A 13,815-nucleotide genomic window follows, 5' to 3' on the forward strand; every position below is an offset into this window, starting at 1 on the left:
ACCGGCTCGCCGCCGACCTCGGCACCAGCCCCTTCGCCCTGCTGCGCGCCTTCCGGGCGGCGTACGGCATGCCGCCGCACACCTGGCTCACCGACGCGCGGGTGCGCCGGGCCATGCACCTCCTGGAGGCGGGCACCACACCCGCGGAGACGGCGACCGCCGTCGGCTTCACCGACCAGCCGCATCTGAACCGGCATTTCACCCGGATCGTGGGGGTCCCACCGGGCGCGTACCAGCGAGAGCGCGCAAAAACGTACAAGACCGGGCGCGGTCGTACCTCGTAGCGTCAGCCGGGTGACAAGGGAACAGACAGTACTCACGGACAACCGTGCAGAACCGGAACCGAGACCGGATTCGGCCGTCATCAGGGACGCGCTGGGCGTCGGTGTCGCGGTCGGGCTCTCCGGGTTCGCCTTCGGCGTGACCTCGGCGGGCTCGGGTATGAGCCTGCTGCAGACCTGTGCCCTCAGCCTGCTGGTTTTCACCGGGGCCTCCCAGTTCGCGCTGGTCGGCGCGCTGGCGGCGGGCGGCAGTCCGTTCGCGGCCGCCGCGGGCGCCTTCTTCCTCGGCGTCCGCAACACCTTCTACGGGCTGCGGCTCTCCCAGCTGCTGGCCCTGCCGCGCGCGGTGCGGCCCTTCGCCGCGCACTGGGTGATCGACGAGACGACGGCCGTCACTCTCGCCCAGCCGACGCGGCGCGCGGCCCGGATCGGGTTCACCGCCACGGGCCTGACCCTGTACGTGCTGTGGAACCTCACCACGCTGCTCGGCGCGCTGGGCGCGGAGGCGCTCGGCGACACCGCCGCCTGGGGCCTCGACGCGGCCGGGCCCGCGGTCTTCCTGGCGCTCCTCGCCCCCATGCTGCGGACGGCGACGGAGCGGGTGGTCGCCGGGCTCGCCGTCGTCCTGGGGCTCGGACTGCTGCCGCTGCTGCCGGGCGGGGTCCCGGTGCTGGTCGCCGCGTTCGCGGCTCCGGCCGTGCTGTTCCTCAAGGGGCGTGCTGCCGGAGGTACGAGCGGCGCGGCGAACGGAAGGACACCGGAGAAGAGGGCACCCGGAAGAGAGGCACCCGGGAAGGACGTATCCGGGAAAGAGGCACCCGGGAAGGACGTATCCGGGAAAGAGGCACCCGGGAAGGACGTATCCGAGAAGGAGACACCGGAGAAGGAGACACCGGGGAAGGGGAAGGAAAGTTGAGCGTCTGGATCGCGATCGGGGCGACGGTCGTCGGCTGCTACCTCGTCAAACTGCTCGGGCTGCTGGTGCCCGCGGGCACGCTCGAACGGCCGGTCGTCAAACGGCTGTCCTCGCTGCTCCCGGTCGCCCTGCTGGCGGCCCTCACCGCTCAGCAGACCTTCGGAAGCGGCCAGCACCTCACACTGGACGCCCGGGGCGCGGGGGTCGCGGCAGCGGCGCTCGCACTGGTACTGCGCGCCCCGTTTCTGGTCGTCGTCGGAGCCGCGGTCGTGGTCACCGCCGGGGTGCGCGCACTGGGCTGAGCCGGCGTGCCGGATCCCCCGCCTGCGCGCCCCCGTGTGCCGTCGCACGCCCTGGGAGTGGGTGAGGGACCGAGGGAGGGGCGCGCGTCAGGCGACCTCGCGGCCGTGGGCCCGCAGCGTCAGCAGCGCCTGGACCGTCACCATGGGCCGCGCCTCGATCTGCGGACCCGGCGCCCAGGAACGCCAGTTGACGGGCCAGCCGCCGTCCTGTCGCTGCTCGTCCGCCAGGAAGTCCAGCGACCGGGACATCTCCTCGTCGGTGAACCAGCCACGGGCCAGCGAACCCGGCCCCCGCGCGTAGTCGTAAGGGAAATGCTGTTCCCCCGGCGCGTACCCCGGCGCGACCGGGTACGACGCGCGGTCCTCCGGATCCAGCACGGCCAGCCGCTGCTCCCGCACCTGCCGGCCCAGCCGGTCGGCCGCCGCCTCGGCCCGCGACCGGTCGGGGACACCGTCCAGGAAGGCGACCGCCGCCTGGATCTCGTACGGGTGGGAGTGCTCCAGCGCGTCGACCGCCTGCCAGCAGAAGTCGGTCGCCCGGAAGAGCCAGGCGTGCCAGACCTCGTTACGGTGCAGCACCCCCACCACGGGCCCGGTGGCCAGCAGCTCGCTCGGCGGGTCGTCGACGACCGGGATGAACGGCGCGCACGGATAGCCGCGCTGCGAGGGGTGGACCGCGGGCAGCGCCCCGTCCCTGGTGGACACCTCGGTCAGATACCGGCACACCCGCTCCACCCGCATCCCGCCGCAGCGCCCTACGGAGTCGAGCACGTGCAGCGCGTGCGCCGTGTGCAGGGGCTGGCTCACCGGCCCGCGCAGATCGGGTTCGAGCCCGTGCCCGTACCCGCCGTCCTCGTTGAGGTGGGCGGCGAGCGCGGCCTCCACGGCATCGGCGCGCCCGTCGAGGAAGTGGTACGCGAACCTCCGCTGTTCCAGCACCCGGGCCGTCAGCCAGATGAAGTGCTCGGCACGTTCGAGAGGAGATGCTCCGGTTCCAGCCATGTTCCGAAGGTAGAGCGGAAAAAGCTCAGGGCAAGGGCGACGGGCGAGGCTGCACTCTCAGGGGCTGGATACTGAAGTCATGCGGTTGACGATTTTCTGGGAGCGGATGGCGGAGCACTTCGGCGAGGCGTACGCCGACTCGTTCGCACGCGACCATGTGATGGCGGAGCTGGGCGGCCGTACGGTGCACGAGGCACTGGCCGCCGGCTGGGAGACGAAGGACGTCTGGCGGGGTGTCTGCGCGGCGGCGGGCATCCCCGAGGACCGGCGCTGAGCACCGGGGGCCAGGGGGCGTGCGGCCGCCCGTCACACGGGTACGCGAGACTGGGCGGGTGCGACCGGCCGGCTGTGCCGCCTACAGGCTGATCCACGTGCGGCCCGTGCCGCGTGCAGCCGTGCCGCCTGCTGTCTGTGCGACCGGCCTTGACGGACCCGGACATGACAGGCGGGCCATGACGGACCGGCCATGACAGCCCTGGCGCATGACCGGTCCGACCGGTCAACCGACCTGACCGCGACCTGACTGATGACCGACTGACCGATGACCGACCTGACCGATGAGACTGCCGAGGACCAGATGACCCCGGACGAGACCGCCACGGACCGGACGACCGGCGACCGGACGACCGCGGACCGGGCCCCCGGCGCCGCCCCGCCCTCTCCCGCCGCCGAGCCCGGCGGGCCCGCGACAGGAAGGGGCCGGGCGTCGATGCCCCGCTGGCTGCCGAAGGCGATGGTGCTCGCCCTCGCTCTCGTGGCCTGCTTCCAGCTGGGCAGCTGGGCGTTCTACCAGCTCATCGGCTTGCTGACGAATATCCTCATCGCGTTCTTCCTGGCTCTGGCGGTCGAGCCGGCGGTGGGGCGCATGGCGGCGCGCGGTATGCGCCGTGGTCTCGCCACCTTCCTGGTCTTCTTCGGGGTGGCGCTCGCGGCCGCCGGATTCGTCTTCCTGCTCGGCTCGATGCTGGCCGGACAGATCGCTGACATGGTCGAGGAGTTCCCCAAGTACCTGGACCTGGTGATCAACTGGACCAACCACACCTTCCACAGCGAGCTGTCCCGGGTGCAGGTCCAGGACAGCGTGCTGCACTCGGACTGGCTGCAGAAGTACGTCCAGAACAGCGCGAGCGGTGTGCTCGACGTGTCGACCACTGTGCTGGGCGGCCTCTTCCGGCTGCTGACGATCTTCCTGTTCGCCTTCTACTTCGCGGCCGACGGGCCACGCCTGCGGCGCGCGCTGTGCTCCGTACTGCCGCCGTCGAAGCAGACCGAGGTGCTGCGGGCCTGGGAGATCGCGGTCGACAAGACCGGCGGCTACCTCTACTCGCGCGGTGTGATGGCGCTGATCTCCGGCGTCGCGCACTACGTCCTGCTGGTCGCGCTGAACGTGCCGTACGCCCCCGCGCTCGCGGTGTGGGTCGGTCTGGTCTCCCAGTTCATCCCGACCATCGGCACCTATCTGGCGGGCGCTCTGCCCATGCTGCTCGCCTTCACGGTGAACCCCTGGTACGCGCTGTGGGTGCTGGTCTTCGTGGTGATCTACCAGCAGTTCGAGAACTACGGACTCCAGCCGAAGCTCACGGCGAAGGCCGTCGACATCCACCCCGCGGTGGCCTTCGGCTCGGTCATCGCGGGGACCGCGCTGCTGGGGGCGGTCGGTGCGCTGATCGCCATCCCGGCGGTGGCGACCCTCCAGGCGTTCCTGGGGGCCTATGTGAAGCGGTACGACGTGACGGACGACCCGCGCGTCCACGGCAGGCGCGGACCGGGGAACGTACGCGGGCTCCGGGACCCGGCCGCGGTGCCCGCGAGGATCAGGAGCTCCCTGCTCCGGGGACGGATCCCGCGGCCGGGGAACAGCGACGAGGACACAGTCGGCTGACACGGTCGGCTGACCCGGCCGCTGGACCACGGCCGCGCCGAGGACGCGCCGGACACGGGGCCGGACTCGGGCCGGACACCCGCGTGGCGCGCTTGACAGTAAAATCGAACAGCCGTTCTTATGGGGTTCTGGCCCGGTACTCGGACGAGTTGTCGACTGTGTTGTCCACCGAGTTGTCCACAGGCGGGACGGGCTTCGGAGCCCATTGTCAGTGGCAGGGGTTAGCGTCATTGACGTGAAGCGATCGACTCAAGCAAATCGGGTGGAACCCATGGCAGCAGGCAACGACCGCGAGAAGGCGCTGGACGCCGCTCTCGCCCAGATTGAACGGCAATTCGGCAAGGGCGCGGTCATGCGCCTGGGCGAGCGGCCCAACGAACCCATCGAGGTCATCCCCACGGGGTCGACCGCGCTCGATGTCGCCCTCGGCGTCGGCGGACTGCCGCGTGGCCGGGTGGTCGAGGTGTACGGTCCGGAGTCCTCCGGCAAGACGACGCTGACGCTGCACGCGGTGGCGAACGCCCAGCGGCTCGGCGGCCAAGTGGCCTTCATCGACGCGGAGCACGCGCTGGACCCCGAGTACGCGAGGAAGCTCGGCGTCGACATCGACAACCTCATCCTGTCCCAGCCGGACAACGGCGAGCAGGCGCTGGAAATCGTCGACATGCTGATCCGTTCCGGCGCGCTCGACCTGGTCGTCATCGACTCCGTCGCGGCTCTGGTGCCGCGTGCGGAGATCGAGGGCGAGATGGGCGACTCGCACGTGGGTCTGCAGGCCCGGCTGATGAGCCAGGCGCTCCGCAAGATCACCGGCGCGATGAACCAGTCCAAGACCACCGCGATCTTCATCAACCAGCTCCGCGAGAAGATCGGCGTCATGTTCGGCTCTCCGGAGACCACCACCGGTGGCCGGGCGCTGAAGTTCTACGCCTCGGTCCGGCTCGACATCCGCCGGATCGAGACCCTGAAGGACGGCACCGACGCGGTCGGCAACCGCACCCGCGTGAAGGTCGTCAAGAACAAGGTTTCGCCGCCCTTCAAGCAGGCCGAGTTCGACATCCTCTACGGCCAGGGCATCAGCCGCGAGGGCGGTCTGATCGACATGGGCGTGGAGAACGGCTTCGTACGCAAGGCGGGCGCCTGGTACACGTACGAGGGCGACCAGCTGGGACAGGGCAAGGAGAACGCGCGGAACTTCCTGAAGGACAACCCCGATCTCGCCAACGAGATCGAGAAGAAGATCCTGGAGAAGCTGGGCATCGGTGTCCGGCGGGAGGCCGAACTCGGAGCCGAGCCGGAGGCGGACGCCGCAGGCGCCGTTGTGGCCGACGAGGCAGCGAAGACGGTTCCCGCTCCGGCGGCCGGTGGCAAGGCCAAGGCGGCCAAGACCGCCGCGGCCAAGAGCTGACCCGTGGTCCGGAGAACCGAATGGCCGGAGGCCAGGAACTCCGGGGGCGGGGACGGACACGGGGACAGCGGCTGCGGGGACGAGTACAGGGACAGCGACGGAGCCGGGGACGGAGGAGCGGGACCGCGGCGCCAGCGGTCACAGCAGAGGCGGTCCCAGCGGACGCGGTCCCAGGACCAGGAACCGCAGAAGCCTCAGGACCCGGCGGAGCAGGCGCGGGCCATCTGCCTGCGCCTGCTCACCGGGACTGCACGCACCCGTAAGCAACTGGCCGAAGCACTGCAGAAGCGGGATATCCCCGACGAGGTGTCCGAGGAGGTGCTGTCCCGCTTCGAAGAGGTCGGGCTCATCAACGACGCGGCTTTCGCGGACGCCTGGGTGGAATCCCGCCACCATGGGCGGGGGCTCGCCAAGCGGGCGCTCGCTCGGGAGCTCCGTACGAAGGGCGTGGACTCCGCGCTCATTGAGGACGCCGTCGGACAGCTGGACTCCGAGCAGGAGGAGGAGACCGCCAGGGAGTTGGTCACCCGCAGGCTCCGTTCGACCCGGGGACTGGAACGTGACAAACGGCTGCGCCGTCTCGCGGGCATGCTCGCCCGCAAGGGATACCCGGAGGGTATGGCCCTGCGGGTGGTGCGGCGGGCGCTGGAGACGGAGGGCGAGGATCTGGCGGACCTGGAACACGGGGGGTTCCAGGACGACGGGTAGCCGGTCGGACCCACCGGCGCGCCTGCCGGGCGACGGCCGGCGCCCGGCAGGCGGACCGGTGGCCATCAGCCCCCGACAGCCGGGCATCCGTGCGGCGGGTGGCACACGGACCGGTGACACGCGGACCGGTGACAGATGGCAGCTCGGTGACAGGTGGCAGGTGACAGCCTCAGGGCCTGTCGACCGGGAGTCCGGCCGCGCGCCACGCCTGGAAGCCGCCGATGAGGTCGGTCGCCCGGTACAGGCCAAGCTGCCGCAGGGACGCTGCGGCGAGGGACGACGCGTATCCCTCGTTGCAGATCACCACGGTCCGCAGACCGTGGCCGGTGGCCTCCGGCGCACGGTGGCTGCCCTGTGGATCGAGCCGCCACTCCAGCTCGTTGCGCTCGACCACCAGTGCCCCGGGGATCAGCCCGTCGCGCTTGCGCAGGGCCGCGTACCGGATGTCCACCAGCAGCGCCCCCTGAGCCGCGGCGTCGAAAGCCTCCCGGGGACCGATCCGGTCGAGCCCCGACCGGACTCGTTCCAGCAGTTCGTCCACAGAGAGCGGTTCGTCCACAGGGTGCCGTTCGGGCGCAGGGTGAGGTTCGGAAACAGGGTGCGGTTCGGAAACAGGGTGCGTCTCGGAAACGGAGTGCGGTTCGGGCGCGGGGAGCGTTTCGGAAACGGGGTGCGGTTCGGGCACGGGGATCTCAGACGTGGGGGTGGGCAGCGGTTCGGGCACGGGGTTGCTCATTCCCATTCCCCGGGGCGCTCGACCTGTTCCAGGCGGAGGAGGGGGCCGCTGCGGCTGTAGCGGCGCATCAGCGGCAGCGGCGGATAGTAGGCATGCACCGAGACCGCGTGCTCGGCGGTCGATTCATTGAGCACCTGGTGCACATGGTGGGCGCCGAAGGCCCGCCCGGCGCCCGGAGTCAGCTGCCGGGTGCGGTCGACCCCGTCGGCGAGTTCGAGGGTCTTCCACCCTTCGGTGGGCAGCCGCGCGGCCAGGGAGTCCTCCTTGAGCACACCCGCCGCCGTGGCGAACGCGCCCCGGGAGCCGCCGTGGTCGTGCCAGCCGGTGCCGGTGCCGGGTGGCCAGCCGATCAGCCATGCCTCGCTCCCGCCCGGACCGTCCAGCCGGATCCAGGTGCGGCCCTCGGGGTCGAGCGGGAGCGAGCGGATGAGTTCGGAGTCGGCGGCGGTCCGGGTGACGAAGTCGAGGAGCCGGCTCGCGGTGGGCGCCGCCGTGCGCGCGGGCGCAGCGGCGGACAGGGGTGCGGAGAGAGACATGATGACCGTCCGGAATGGTTCGCGGGTACGCGCCGCGCGGCACCCCGGAACAGCACGGGGCGGCGCAGGCGCGAAGGGAAAGGGCGAATCAGCTGGACGGACGACACGTGCAGCCCGCATAGCGGACGAGGTCCATATGGACCCTCCGCCACAGGCGCACATCGGTGTCGGTCACGCTCCGCAGTACACCATGTGCGCCTACGACGGTCAATTGACGTCCGCGGTGCTCTCCTCCCGGACCGCCGTCGCCGCCCCGCCCCGCGCGGCGTCGGCCGCTTCGTAGAGTTCGGCGGGGCGCACCCCGTTGAAGGCCGCCACCAGATGTCCGTCCGGACGTACCAGCAGCACCGTGTGTGCCGATGCGCCCGGATAGGTCTCGGCCACCAGGAGTTCGGCCTTGACCGGCAGCGCGCTCACCGCTGCGGCCAGCCTCGGCATGACGCCCGCCTTCATCCAGTGCCGCCGGTCCCACACCCCCGTACCCGGCGCGATCAGCACGACCAGCAGCTGCCCGCCCCCGAGCCGTTCACGCAGCCGCACGGCCGTACCGTCCGGCGCCGTGACCCGTACATCGGCGACCGGCGCGCCGGTCCGGGTGCCCACCGCGGTCTGTGAGGGGGTGTGCGGGGGCGCCAGGGGCGAGTGGGAGTACACCGGGGGCGCGCCCAGCGCACCGCCGCCCAGATGGCCGTCCGCGAGCAGGGCGTCGTGTCCGCGTGCCCTGCCCGGCAGATACGCCCGCAGCCCACCGCCGCCGCGCAGTATCGGCAGTGACTGGTCAGCGGCGCGCAGCCGGGCGGCGACAGCTGTCCGGCGCTCTGCCTGGTAGCTGTCGAGCAGCAGCTCGGACGCCCCGTGGTGCCAGGTCTGTGCCAGCTTCCAGGCGAGGTTGTCGGCGTCCCGCAGCCCCTCGTCCAGCTCCTGGGTCCCGAGCGCGCCCAGCAGATGCGCCGCGTCGCCGGCCAGGAACGCCCGCCCCACCCGCCAGCGCCTGGCGAGCCGGTGGTGCAGGGTGTAGACGCCGGTGTCGATCAGCTCGTACGGGGGTGTCTCGCCGCCGCACCAGCCTGCCAGCGCGGCACGGACCCGCGCCACCAGCGCCTCGGGGGTGACCAGTTCGGCGCGTGGCGGCAGCAGCCAGTCGATCCGCCAGACGTCGTCCGGCAGCGGACGGGCCGTCACCTCTTCGCCTCCGGTCCGCCAGGGCGGCAGCCGGTGCAGCAACGCTTCGCCGGGCCAGGGCAGTTCGGTGCGCAGGGCGGCCACGGCGTGCCGCTCCACCGCGGTACGGCCGGGGAAGCGGATGCCGAGCAGTTTGCGGACGGTGGACCGTGCGCCGTCGCAGCCGACCAGGTGGCTGCCGCGCCACCAGGTGCCCTGCGGGCCCGCCGTGTGCACGGTGACGCCGCTGCCGTCCTGTTCGACGGTGTCCACCCGGCTGCCGGTGACCAGCTTCACCTGTTGCCGCTTCGCCGCCGCGGCCCGCAGCCCGCGGGTCAGTGTGTGCTGGGGCAGATGGAACGGCGATGGCTCGCCCGGGCCGTGACCGGGGCCGTCGAAGCTGTCGTACTCCCTGTACTCCCTGTACTCCTTGTACGCCTCGTGTGCCTCGAACTCGTCGGCCGGACCCGCCCTGTTGGGCCCTCCGGAGCCCCTGGCGCCGTCGGAGCCATTGCTCTCGCCGGTCTCCCCAGCCCCGTGAAACCCGTGCGGGCCCACTGAGCCGGATGGGGCGGCGGTGTCCGAAAGGGCGTCGAACCCACCCGGCCGACCGGCCGCACCGGGGCCGCCGATGCCACCGGCCGGGCCCTGGGCCGCCGATGTGCCGGGTCCGGTGGAGAACCGGCCCGGCTCGTCGAAAACGACCCGCTGCATCTGCTGGCTCCGCCTGACGGACCGCCAGGCGGTCCACCGCGCGGTCTCGCCCGGGGCCGTCGCGCAGCCGATCCGCCCCAGGAAGTCGGCGGTGTCCGGGCGCAGTACGACGGTACGCGCCGGGCGGGGGGCCTGCTCGCCGTCCCCCTCGTCGAGCACGACGGAGGGGACATCGCGGGCGGCGAGTGCCAGGGCCAGCGCGAGCCCGACCGGGCCCGCGCCGACGATGATCACCGGGTCCACGGTGCGGCCCCTCGGACCCGTGCGGAGAAGTGGCTGATGACAGATAGAGCCCGGTGCGCGATCACAGAACGTATGCAACCCACTGCGGGTGCTTGCGTCAAGTGACGGCGGGACAGGGCGCAGCCACCACCCCCGGTCAGCCCCAGGGGCCGCCACCGGTCAAGCCCCAGGGGCTGACCCCGGCCGAGCCATGAGGTCCGCCGCCGGTCAGTCCCAGGGCCCGCCCCCGGCCGAGCCCTGAAGGCCCGCCGCCGGTCAAGTCCAAGGGCCCGCCGCCGGTCAGACCCCGGCCGTGCCGCCCCCGACCGCGTCGGACGCGCCCGTCACCCCCGGGGGTACGGCCGCGGGCCCCACGGCGATCCCCGTCTTCGCCCGCCGCCCGCGCTTCTCGATCCAGGTGGCGAGCGCCGAGAGGAGCAGGCACATCGCCAGATAGATGGCACCGATGACGACGATCGTCGAGACGTACGGGTACTGCCCGTTGACCGGTGTGTTGCTGGCGATCAGGCGTGCGGTCGCCAGCAGCTCCGGATAGAGAATGATGTAGCCGAGCGAGGTGTCCTTCAGCGTGACGACCAGCTGGCTGATGATGGTCGGCAGCATCGCACGGACGGCCTGCGGCATCAGCACCGTCGCCACCACCTGCGACTTCCGCATCCCCAGGGCGTACGCGGCCTCGCGCTGCCCCTTCGGTACGGAGTTGATGCCGGCCCTGAGCACCTCGGCCTGCACACAGCCGTTGTAGACGGCAAGGCCCAGCGCCAGCGCCCACATCGAGTAGTCGGTGAGGAACCCGACCCAGATCGCGTAGATGGTGATCAGCAGCGGGATGGAGCGGAAGACCTCGATGAACGCGGTCGCCACCCACCGCACCGGACGGTGGTCGGAGAGCCGGCCGACGACCAGCACCACACCCAGCACCAGCGACCCCGCCGCGCCCAGGGCGAACGCCTTGAGCGTGGCGACGACGGCGTCGGCGATGTTGGTACGGATGCCGCTGTAGTTGAAGATGTCCCACATGCCGCCGTCGAGGTCCCCCTTGCTGGAGAGCCGTACGACGGCGACGACGATCAGCGCGACGATGGCCGCACTGCCGAGGACCGAGTAGATCCGGTTGCGTACGACGGCCTTGGGGCCGGGTGCGTCGTAGAGCACGCTGGCACTCATCGGGCGACCTCCATACGGCTCTCGACGAGGCGGAAGATGCCGCTGATCGCGAAGGTGATGATCAGGTAGCCGATGGCGACCCAGATGAAGAGGGGGACGATCCCGTACCCCAGGTCGCTCATGGCCTTCTGCCAGCCGAAGAGTTCGGTGACGCTGAAGGCACCGGCGATGGCCGAGTTCTTGGTGAGCGCGATGATGATGCTGCTCAGCGGGGCGATGACGGTGCGCGTCGCCTGCGGCAGCACGATCATCCGCAGGGTCTGGGCGAAGCTCAGACCGAGTGAGCGGGCCGCTTCGGCCTGGCCCACCGGGACCGTGCTGATCCCGGACCTGATGGCTTCGCAGACGAACGACGAGGTGTAGAAGCCGAGCGCGAGCGATGCCAGCAGGAAGGGACTCATCCCCGGGAAGAAGATCTCGGGGACCACGAAGGTGGCGACGAGGAAGAGCAGCGTCAGAGGGGTGTTCCGCAGGATCGTGACCCAGGCCGTCCCGAAGAACCGCAGCGGCGGCACGGGCGAGACCCGGAAGCCGGCGATGACGATGCCGAGGACACAGGCGATGACCGTGCTGATGACGGTGATCTCCAGGGTTCCTATGAAGCCGTCGCGGAACGCCGAAAAGTGGTCGAAAAGTACGTTCATGAGGTCTCCGCGTCGGCGGGCAGCAGCTGGAAGACAGGGGGCCTGGCGCCCCGTACCCGGGTACGGGGCGCTTCGGCGCTTACGGTCAGGCGGTACCGGCGGGCCGATGGGTTGCGGCGCGCGGTGCCCGGTGGATCAGTAGCGCTCGACGGCCGGCGGCGCGACGTACGAGGATCCGGACAGGCCCAGGGTGGCGTCGTAGATCTTCTTGTACGTGCCGTCCTTGACGTGCTTCTCCAGGGCCGAGTCCATGAAGTCGCGCAGCGCCTTGTCGTTCTTGCCCATGCCGACCCCGTACGGCTCCTCGGTGAACGGCTTGCCGACCACCTGGAGCTTCTTCGGGTTCTGGGCCGCGTAGCCCTTGAGGATCGCGTCGTCGGTGGTGACCGCGTCGACCTGCTTCGTCAGCAGCTCCTGCACACAGTCGGAGTACTTGGCCAGCTCGGTGGTCTTCGCGCCGTACTTCGGCTTCTCGATCTCCGCGAGCGGGGTGGAGCCCTTGATCGAGCAGACCTTCTTGCCCTTCAGGGTCTCCGGACCCGTGATGGCCTTCTCGTCCTTGCGGACGAGCAGCGAGGCGCCCGCCTTGTAGTAGGGCCCGGCGAATCCGACGAGCTTCTTGCGCTCGTCGTTGATCGTGTACGTACCGACGAAGTAGTCGACCTGGCCCTTGGCGATCGCGGTCTCACGGATACCGGAGTCCACGGTCTTCCACTCGATCTGGTCCTTCGAGAAGCCCAGGTCCGCGGCGATCATCCGGGCGATCTCGACGTCGAAGCCGGAGCGCTCCTTGGTCGACTGGTCCTCGAAGCCGAGGTACGGCTGGTCGGCCTTCGCGCCGATCACCAGCTTGCCGCGCTTCTTGGCCTTCTTGAACGTGGGGGAGTCGAGGGAGACGTTCTTGGCGACCGTGTAAGTGGGGAGCTTGGGGGCGTCGGCGGCGCCGGGCTTCGCCGCGCCGTTGTCGCCGGCCGAGCCCGACTTGCCGCCGCAGGCGGTACCGGTCAGAGCGAGCACGGCGATCGTCGCGAAGGCGGCGGACTTACGGAACTTCATGCTGAACATCCTCTGTTTCGGCGCCCGTTGGACGTCTGTCTCATCAGTGGTGAAGGATCTTCGACAGGAAGTCCTTGGCGCGGTCACTGCGGGGGTTGCTGAAGAACTGCTCCGGGACGGCCTCTTCGACGATCTTTCCGTCGGCCATGAAGACGACCCGGTTGGCCGCGGAGCGCGCGAATCCCATCTCGTGGGTGACGACGATCATCGTCATGCCGTCACGGGCCAGCTGCTGCATGACCTCGAGGACCTCATTGATCATCTCGGGGTCGAGCGCGGAGGTCGGCTCGTCGAAGAGCATGACCTTCGGGTCCATCGCCAGCGCCCTGGCGATCGCGACACGCTGCTGCTGGCCGCCGGAGAGCTGCGCGGGGAACTTGTCGGCCTGGGCACCGACACCCACCCGGTCCAGCAGCGCACGCGCCTTGTCCTCGGCGGCCTTCTTCTCGGTCTTGCGCACCTTGGTCTGGCCGAGCACCACGTTCTGCAGAACAGTCTTGTGCGCGAAGAGGTTGAACGACTGGAAGACCATGCCGACATCGGCACGCAGCCTGGCCAGCTCCCGTCCCTCGGCGGGGAGGGGCTTGCCGTCGATCGTTATCGCGCCGGAGTCGACTGTCTCCAGACGGTTGATGGTGCGGCACAGCGTGGACTTACCGGACCCCGAGGGCCCGATGACGACCACGACCTCGCCGCGCGCGATGGTCAGGTCGATGTCCTGGAGCACATGCAGCGCGCCGAAGTGCTTGTTGACGTTGCTCAGTACGACCAGGTCGTCCGCTACCGGCAGGGGGTCTTCGGCTGATTCGGCGGACTCGGTCACTGGCACTCCGCTCATCGGCTGTTCGCTCCGTCCTCCTCGACCGCAAGTGCGGTCGTGGTTGGAAGGACAGTAATGAGGCGCTCCTACCAGCGTCATTACATCTGAGCGGAAATTGAGCATCACGATCTGGTTGCACGTGGGCACGGGCCGGACACTCCTGGTGAAGGACGCCGTGATCCGGAGTACCGGGTGCGTAACGGAAACCGCCGGAATCCGGAACCCTCTTGACTGGTGCG

15 protein-coding genes are annotated in these 13,815 nt (G+C 70.4%); 7 read left to right on the plus strand and 8 right to left on the minus strand.

Annotated features, from left to right (window positions below):
• The 3 genes from G3I19_RS02575 to G3I19_RS02590 all read left to right on the plus strand — a co-directional run.
• A partial coding sequence (locus tag G3I19_RS02575) for a helix-turn-helix transcriptional regulator (RefSeq protein WP_164258996.1) occupies positions 1-284 on the plus strand: 284 nt, incomplete at its 5' end.
• A 10-nt stretch (positions 285-294) separates the two neighbouring features.
• Complete coding sequence (locus tag G3I19_RS02580) at positions 295-1,197, plus strand: AzlC family ABC transporter permease (protein ID WP_343234960.1); 903 nt, start codon at positions 295-297, stop codon at positions 1,195-1,197.
• Entirely contained in the window at positions 1,194-1,499 is a 306-nt protein-coding gene (locus G3I19_RS02590; RefSeq protein ID WP_164258998.1) for an AzlD domain-containing protein, read from the plus strand. The genes G3I19_RS02580 and G3I19_RS02590 overlap by 4 nt, the downstream gene beginning before the upstream one ends.
• 87 nt (positions 1,500-1,586) lie before the next feature.
• Here G3I19_RS02590 and G3I19_RS02595 read toward each other — a convergent pair whose 3' ends face one another.
• Positions 1,587-2,501, minus strand: a complete 915-nt coding sequence (locus G3I19_RS02595) for a hypothetical protein (RefSeq protein ID WP_164259000.1) — start codon at positions 2,499-2,501, stop codon at positions 1,587-1,589.
• Positions 2,502-2,580: 79 nt separating this feature from the next.
• Between G3I19_RS02595 and G3I19_RS02600 the strand changes: the two genes are divergently transcribed.
• The 4 genes from G3I19_RS02600 to recX all read left to right on the plus strand — a co-directional run bounded on the left by G3I19_RS02600 (position 2,581) and on the right by recX (position 6,499).
• Positions 2,581-2,775: a DUF3046 domain-containing protein gene (locus tag G3I19_RS02600; protein ID WP_164259002.1), complete on the plus strand. Its 195-nt coding sequence runs from the start codon at positions 2,581-2,583 to the stop codon at positions 2,773-2,775.
• Positions 2,776-3,210: 435 nt separating this feature from the next.
• On the plus strand, positions 3,211-4,383 hold the full coding sequence (locus G3I19_RS02605) for an AI-2E family transporter (protein ID WP_203599066.1): 1,173 nt from the start codon (positions 3,211-3,213) through the stop codon (positions 4,381-4,383).
• A gap of 271 nt (positions 4,384-4,654) precedes the next feature.
• On the plus strand, positions 4,655-5,791 hold the full coding sequence (gene recA / locus G3I19_RS02610; RefSeq protein ID WP_164259006.1) for a recombinase RecA: 1,137 nt from the start codon (positions 4,655-4,657) through the stop codon (positions 5,789-5,791).
• 3 nt (positions 5,792-5,794) lie between these two features.
• A complete protein-coding gene (gene recX, locus G3I19_RS02615) occupies positions 5,795-6,499 on the plus strand; it encodes a recombination regulator RecX (protein WP_164259008.1) in 705 nt (234 codons plus the stop codon).
• Between the two features lie 169 nt (positions 6,500-6,668).
• Here recX and G3I19_RS02620 read toward each other — a convergent pair whose 3' ends face one another.
• The 7 genes from G3I19_RS02620 to G3I19_RS02650 form a co-directional block, all read right to left on the minus strand.
• Entirely contained in the window at positions 6,669-7,058 is a 390-nt protein-coding gene (locus G3I19_RS02620; protein WP_164259010.1) for a rhodanese-like domain-containing protein, read from the minus strand.
• Positions 7,059-7,231: 173 nt separating this feature from the next.
• Positions 7,232-7,771 carry a cysteine dioxygenase gene (locus G3I19_RS02625; protein ID WP_164259012.1) on the minus strand — a complete coding sequence of 180 codons (540 nt, stop codon included), beginning with the start codon at positions 7,769-7,771 and terminating at the stop codon, positions 7,232-7,234.
• A gap of 207 nt (positions 7,772-7,978) precedes the next feature.
• The gene (locus tag G3I19_RS02630) at positions 7,979-9,889 is read right to left on the minus strand and encodes an FAD-dependent monooxygenase (protein ID WP_164259014.1); all 1,911 of its coding nucleotides are present in this window, start codon (positions 9,887-9,889) and stop codon (positions 7,979-7,981) included.
• 279 nt (positions 9,890-10,168) lie between these two features.
• Positions 10,169-11,056, minus strand: coding sequence for an amino acid ABC transporter permease (locus G3I19_RS02635; RefSeq protein ID WP_164259016.1), 888 nt, complete (start codon positions 11,054-11,056; stop codon positions 10,169-10,171).
• On the minus strand, positions 11,053-11,700 hold the full coding sequence (locus G3I19_RS02640) for an amino acid ABC transporter permease (RefSeq protein WP_164259018.1): 648 nt from the start codon (positions 11,698-11,700) through the stop codon (positions 11,053-11,055). The genes G3I19_RS02635 and G3I19_RS02640 overlap by 4 nt, the downstream gene beginning before the upstream one ends.
• A gap of 135 nt (positions 11,701-11,835) precedes the next feature.
• On the minus strand, positions 11,836-12,756 hold the full coding sequence (locus tag G3I19_RS02645) for a glutamate ABC transporter substrate-binding protein (RefSeq protein WP_164259019.1): 921 nt from the start codon (positions 12,754-12,756) through the stop codon (positions 11,836-11,838).
• Positions 12,757-12,799: 43 nt separating this feature from the next.
• Positions 12,800-13,594, minus strand: a complete 795-nt coding sequence (locus G3I19_RS02650; protein ID WP_164259021.1) for an amino acid ABC transporter ATP-binding protein — start codon at positions 13,592-13,594, stop codon at positions 12,800-12,802.
• Positions 13,595-13,815 lie beyond the last annotated feature (221 nt).

Source organism: Streptomyces sp. SID10853, from assembly GCF_010548145.1.
Classification (GTDB): Bacteria; Actinomycetota; Actinomycetes; order Streptomycetales; family Streptomycetaceae; genus Streptomyces.

Coding starts and splice junctions, on each gene's coding strand:
- G3I19_RS02595 (WP_164259000.1), bottom strand. CDS start 2,501: ATGGCTGGAACCGGAGCATCTCCTCTCGAACGTGCCGAGCACTTCATC.
- G3I19_RS02600 (WP_164259002.1), top strand. CDS start 2,581: ATGCGGTTGACGATTTTCTGGGAGCGGATGGCGGAGCACTTCGGCGAG.
- G3I19_RS02605 (WP_203599066.1), top strand. CDS start 3,211: ATGCCCCGCTGGCTGCCGAAGGCGATGGTGCTCGCCCTCGCTCTCGTG.
- recA (WP_164259006.1), top strand. CDS start 4,655: ATGGCAGCAGGCAACGACCGCGAGAAGGCGCTGGACGCCGCTCTCGCC.
- G3I19_RS02625 (WP_164259012.1), bottom strand. CDS start 7,771: ATGTCTCTCTCCGCACCCCTGTCCGCCGCTGCGCCCGCGCGCACGGCG.
- G3I19_RS02635 (WP_164259016.1), bottom strand. CDS start 11,056: ATGAGTGCCAGCGTGCTCTACGACGCACCCGGCCCCAAGGCCGTCGTA.
- G3I19_RS02640 (WP_164259018.1), bottom strand. CDS start 11,700: ATGAACGTACTTTTCGACCACTTTTCGGCGTTCCGCGACGGCTTCATA.
- G3I19_RS02645 (WP_164259019.1), bottom strand. CDS start 12,756: ATGAAGTTCCGTAAGTCCGCCGCCTTCGCGACGATCGCCGTGCTCGCT.
- G3I19_RS02650 (WP_164259021.1), bottom strand. CDS start 13,594: ATGAGCGGAGTGCCAGTGACCGAGTCCGCCGAATCAGCCGAAGACCCC.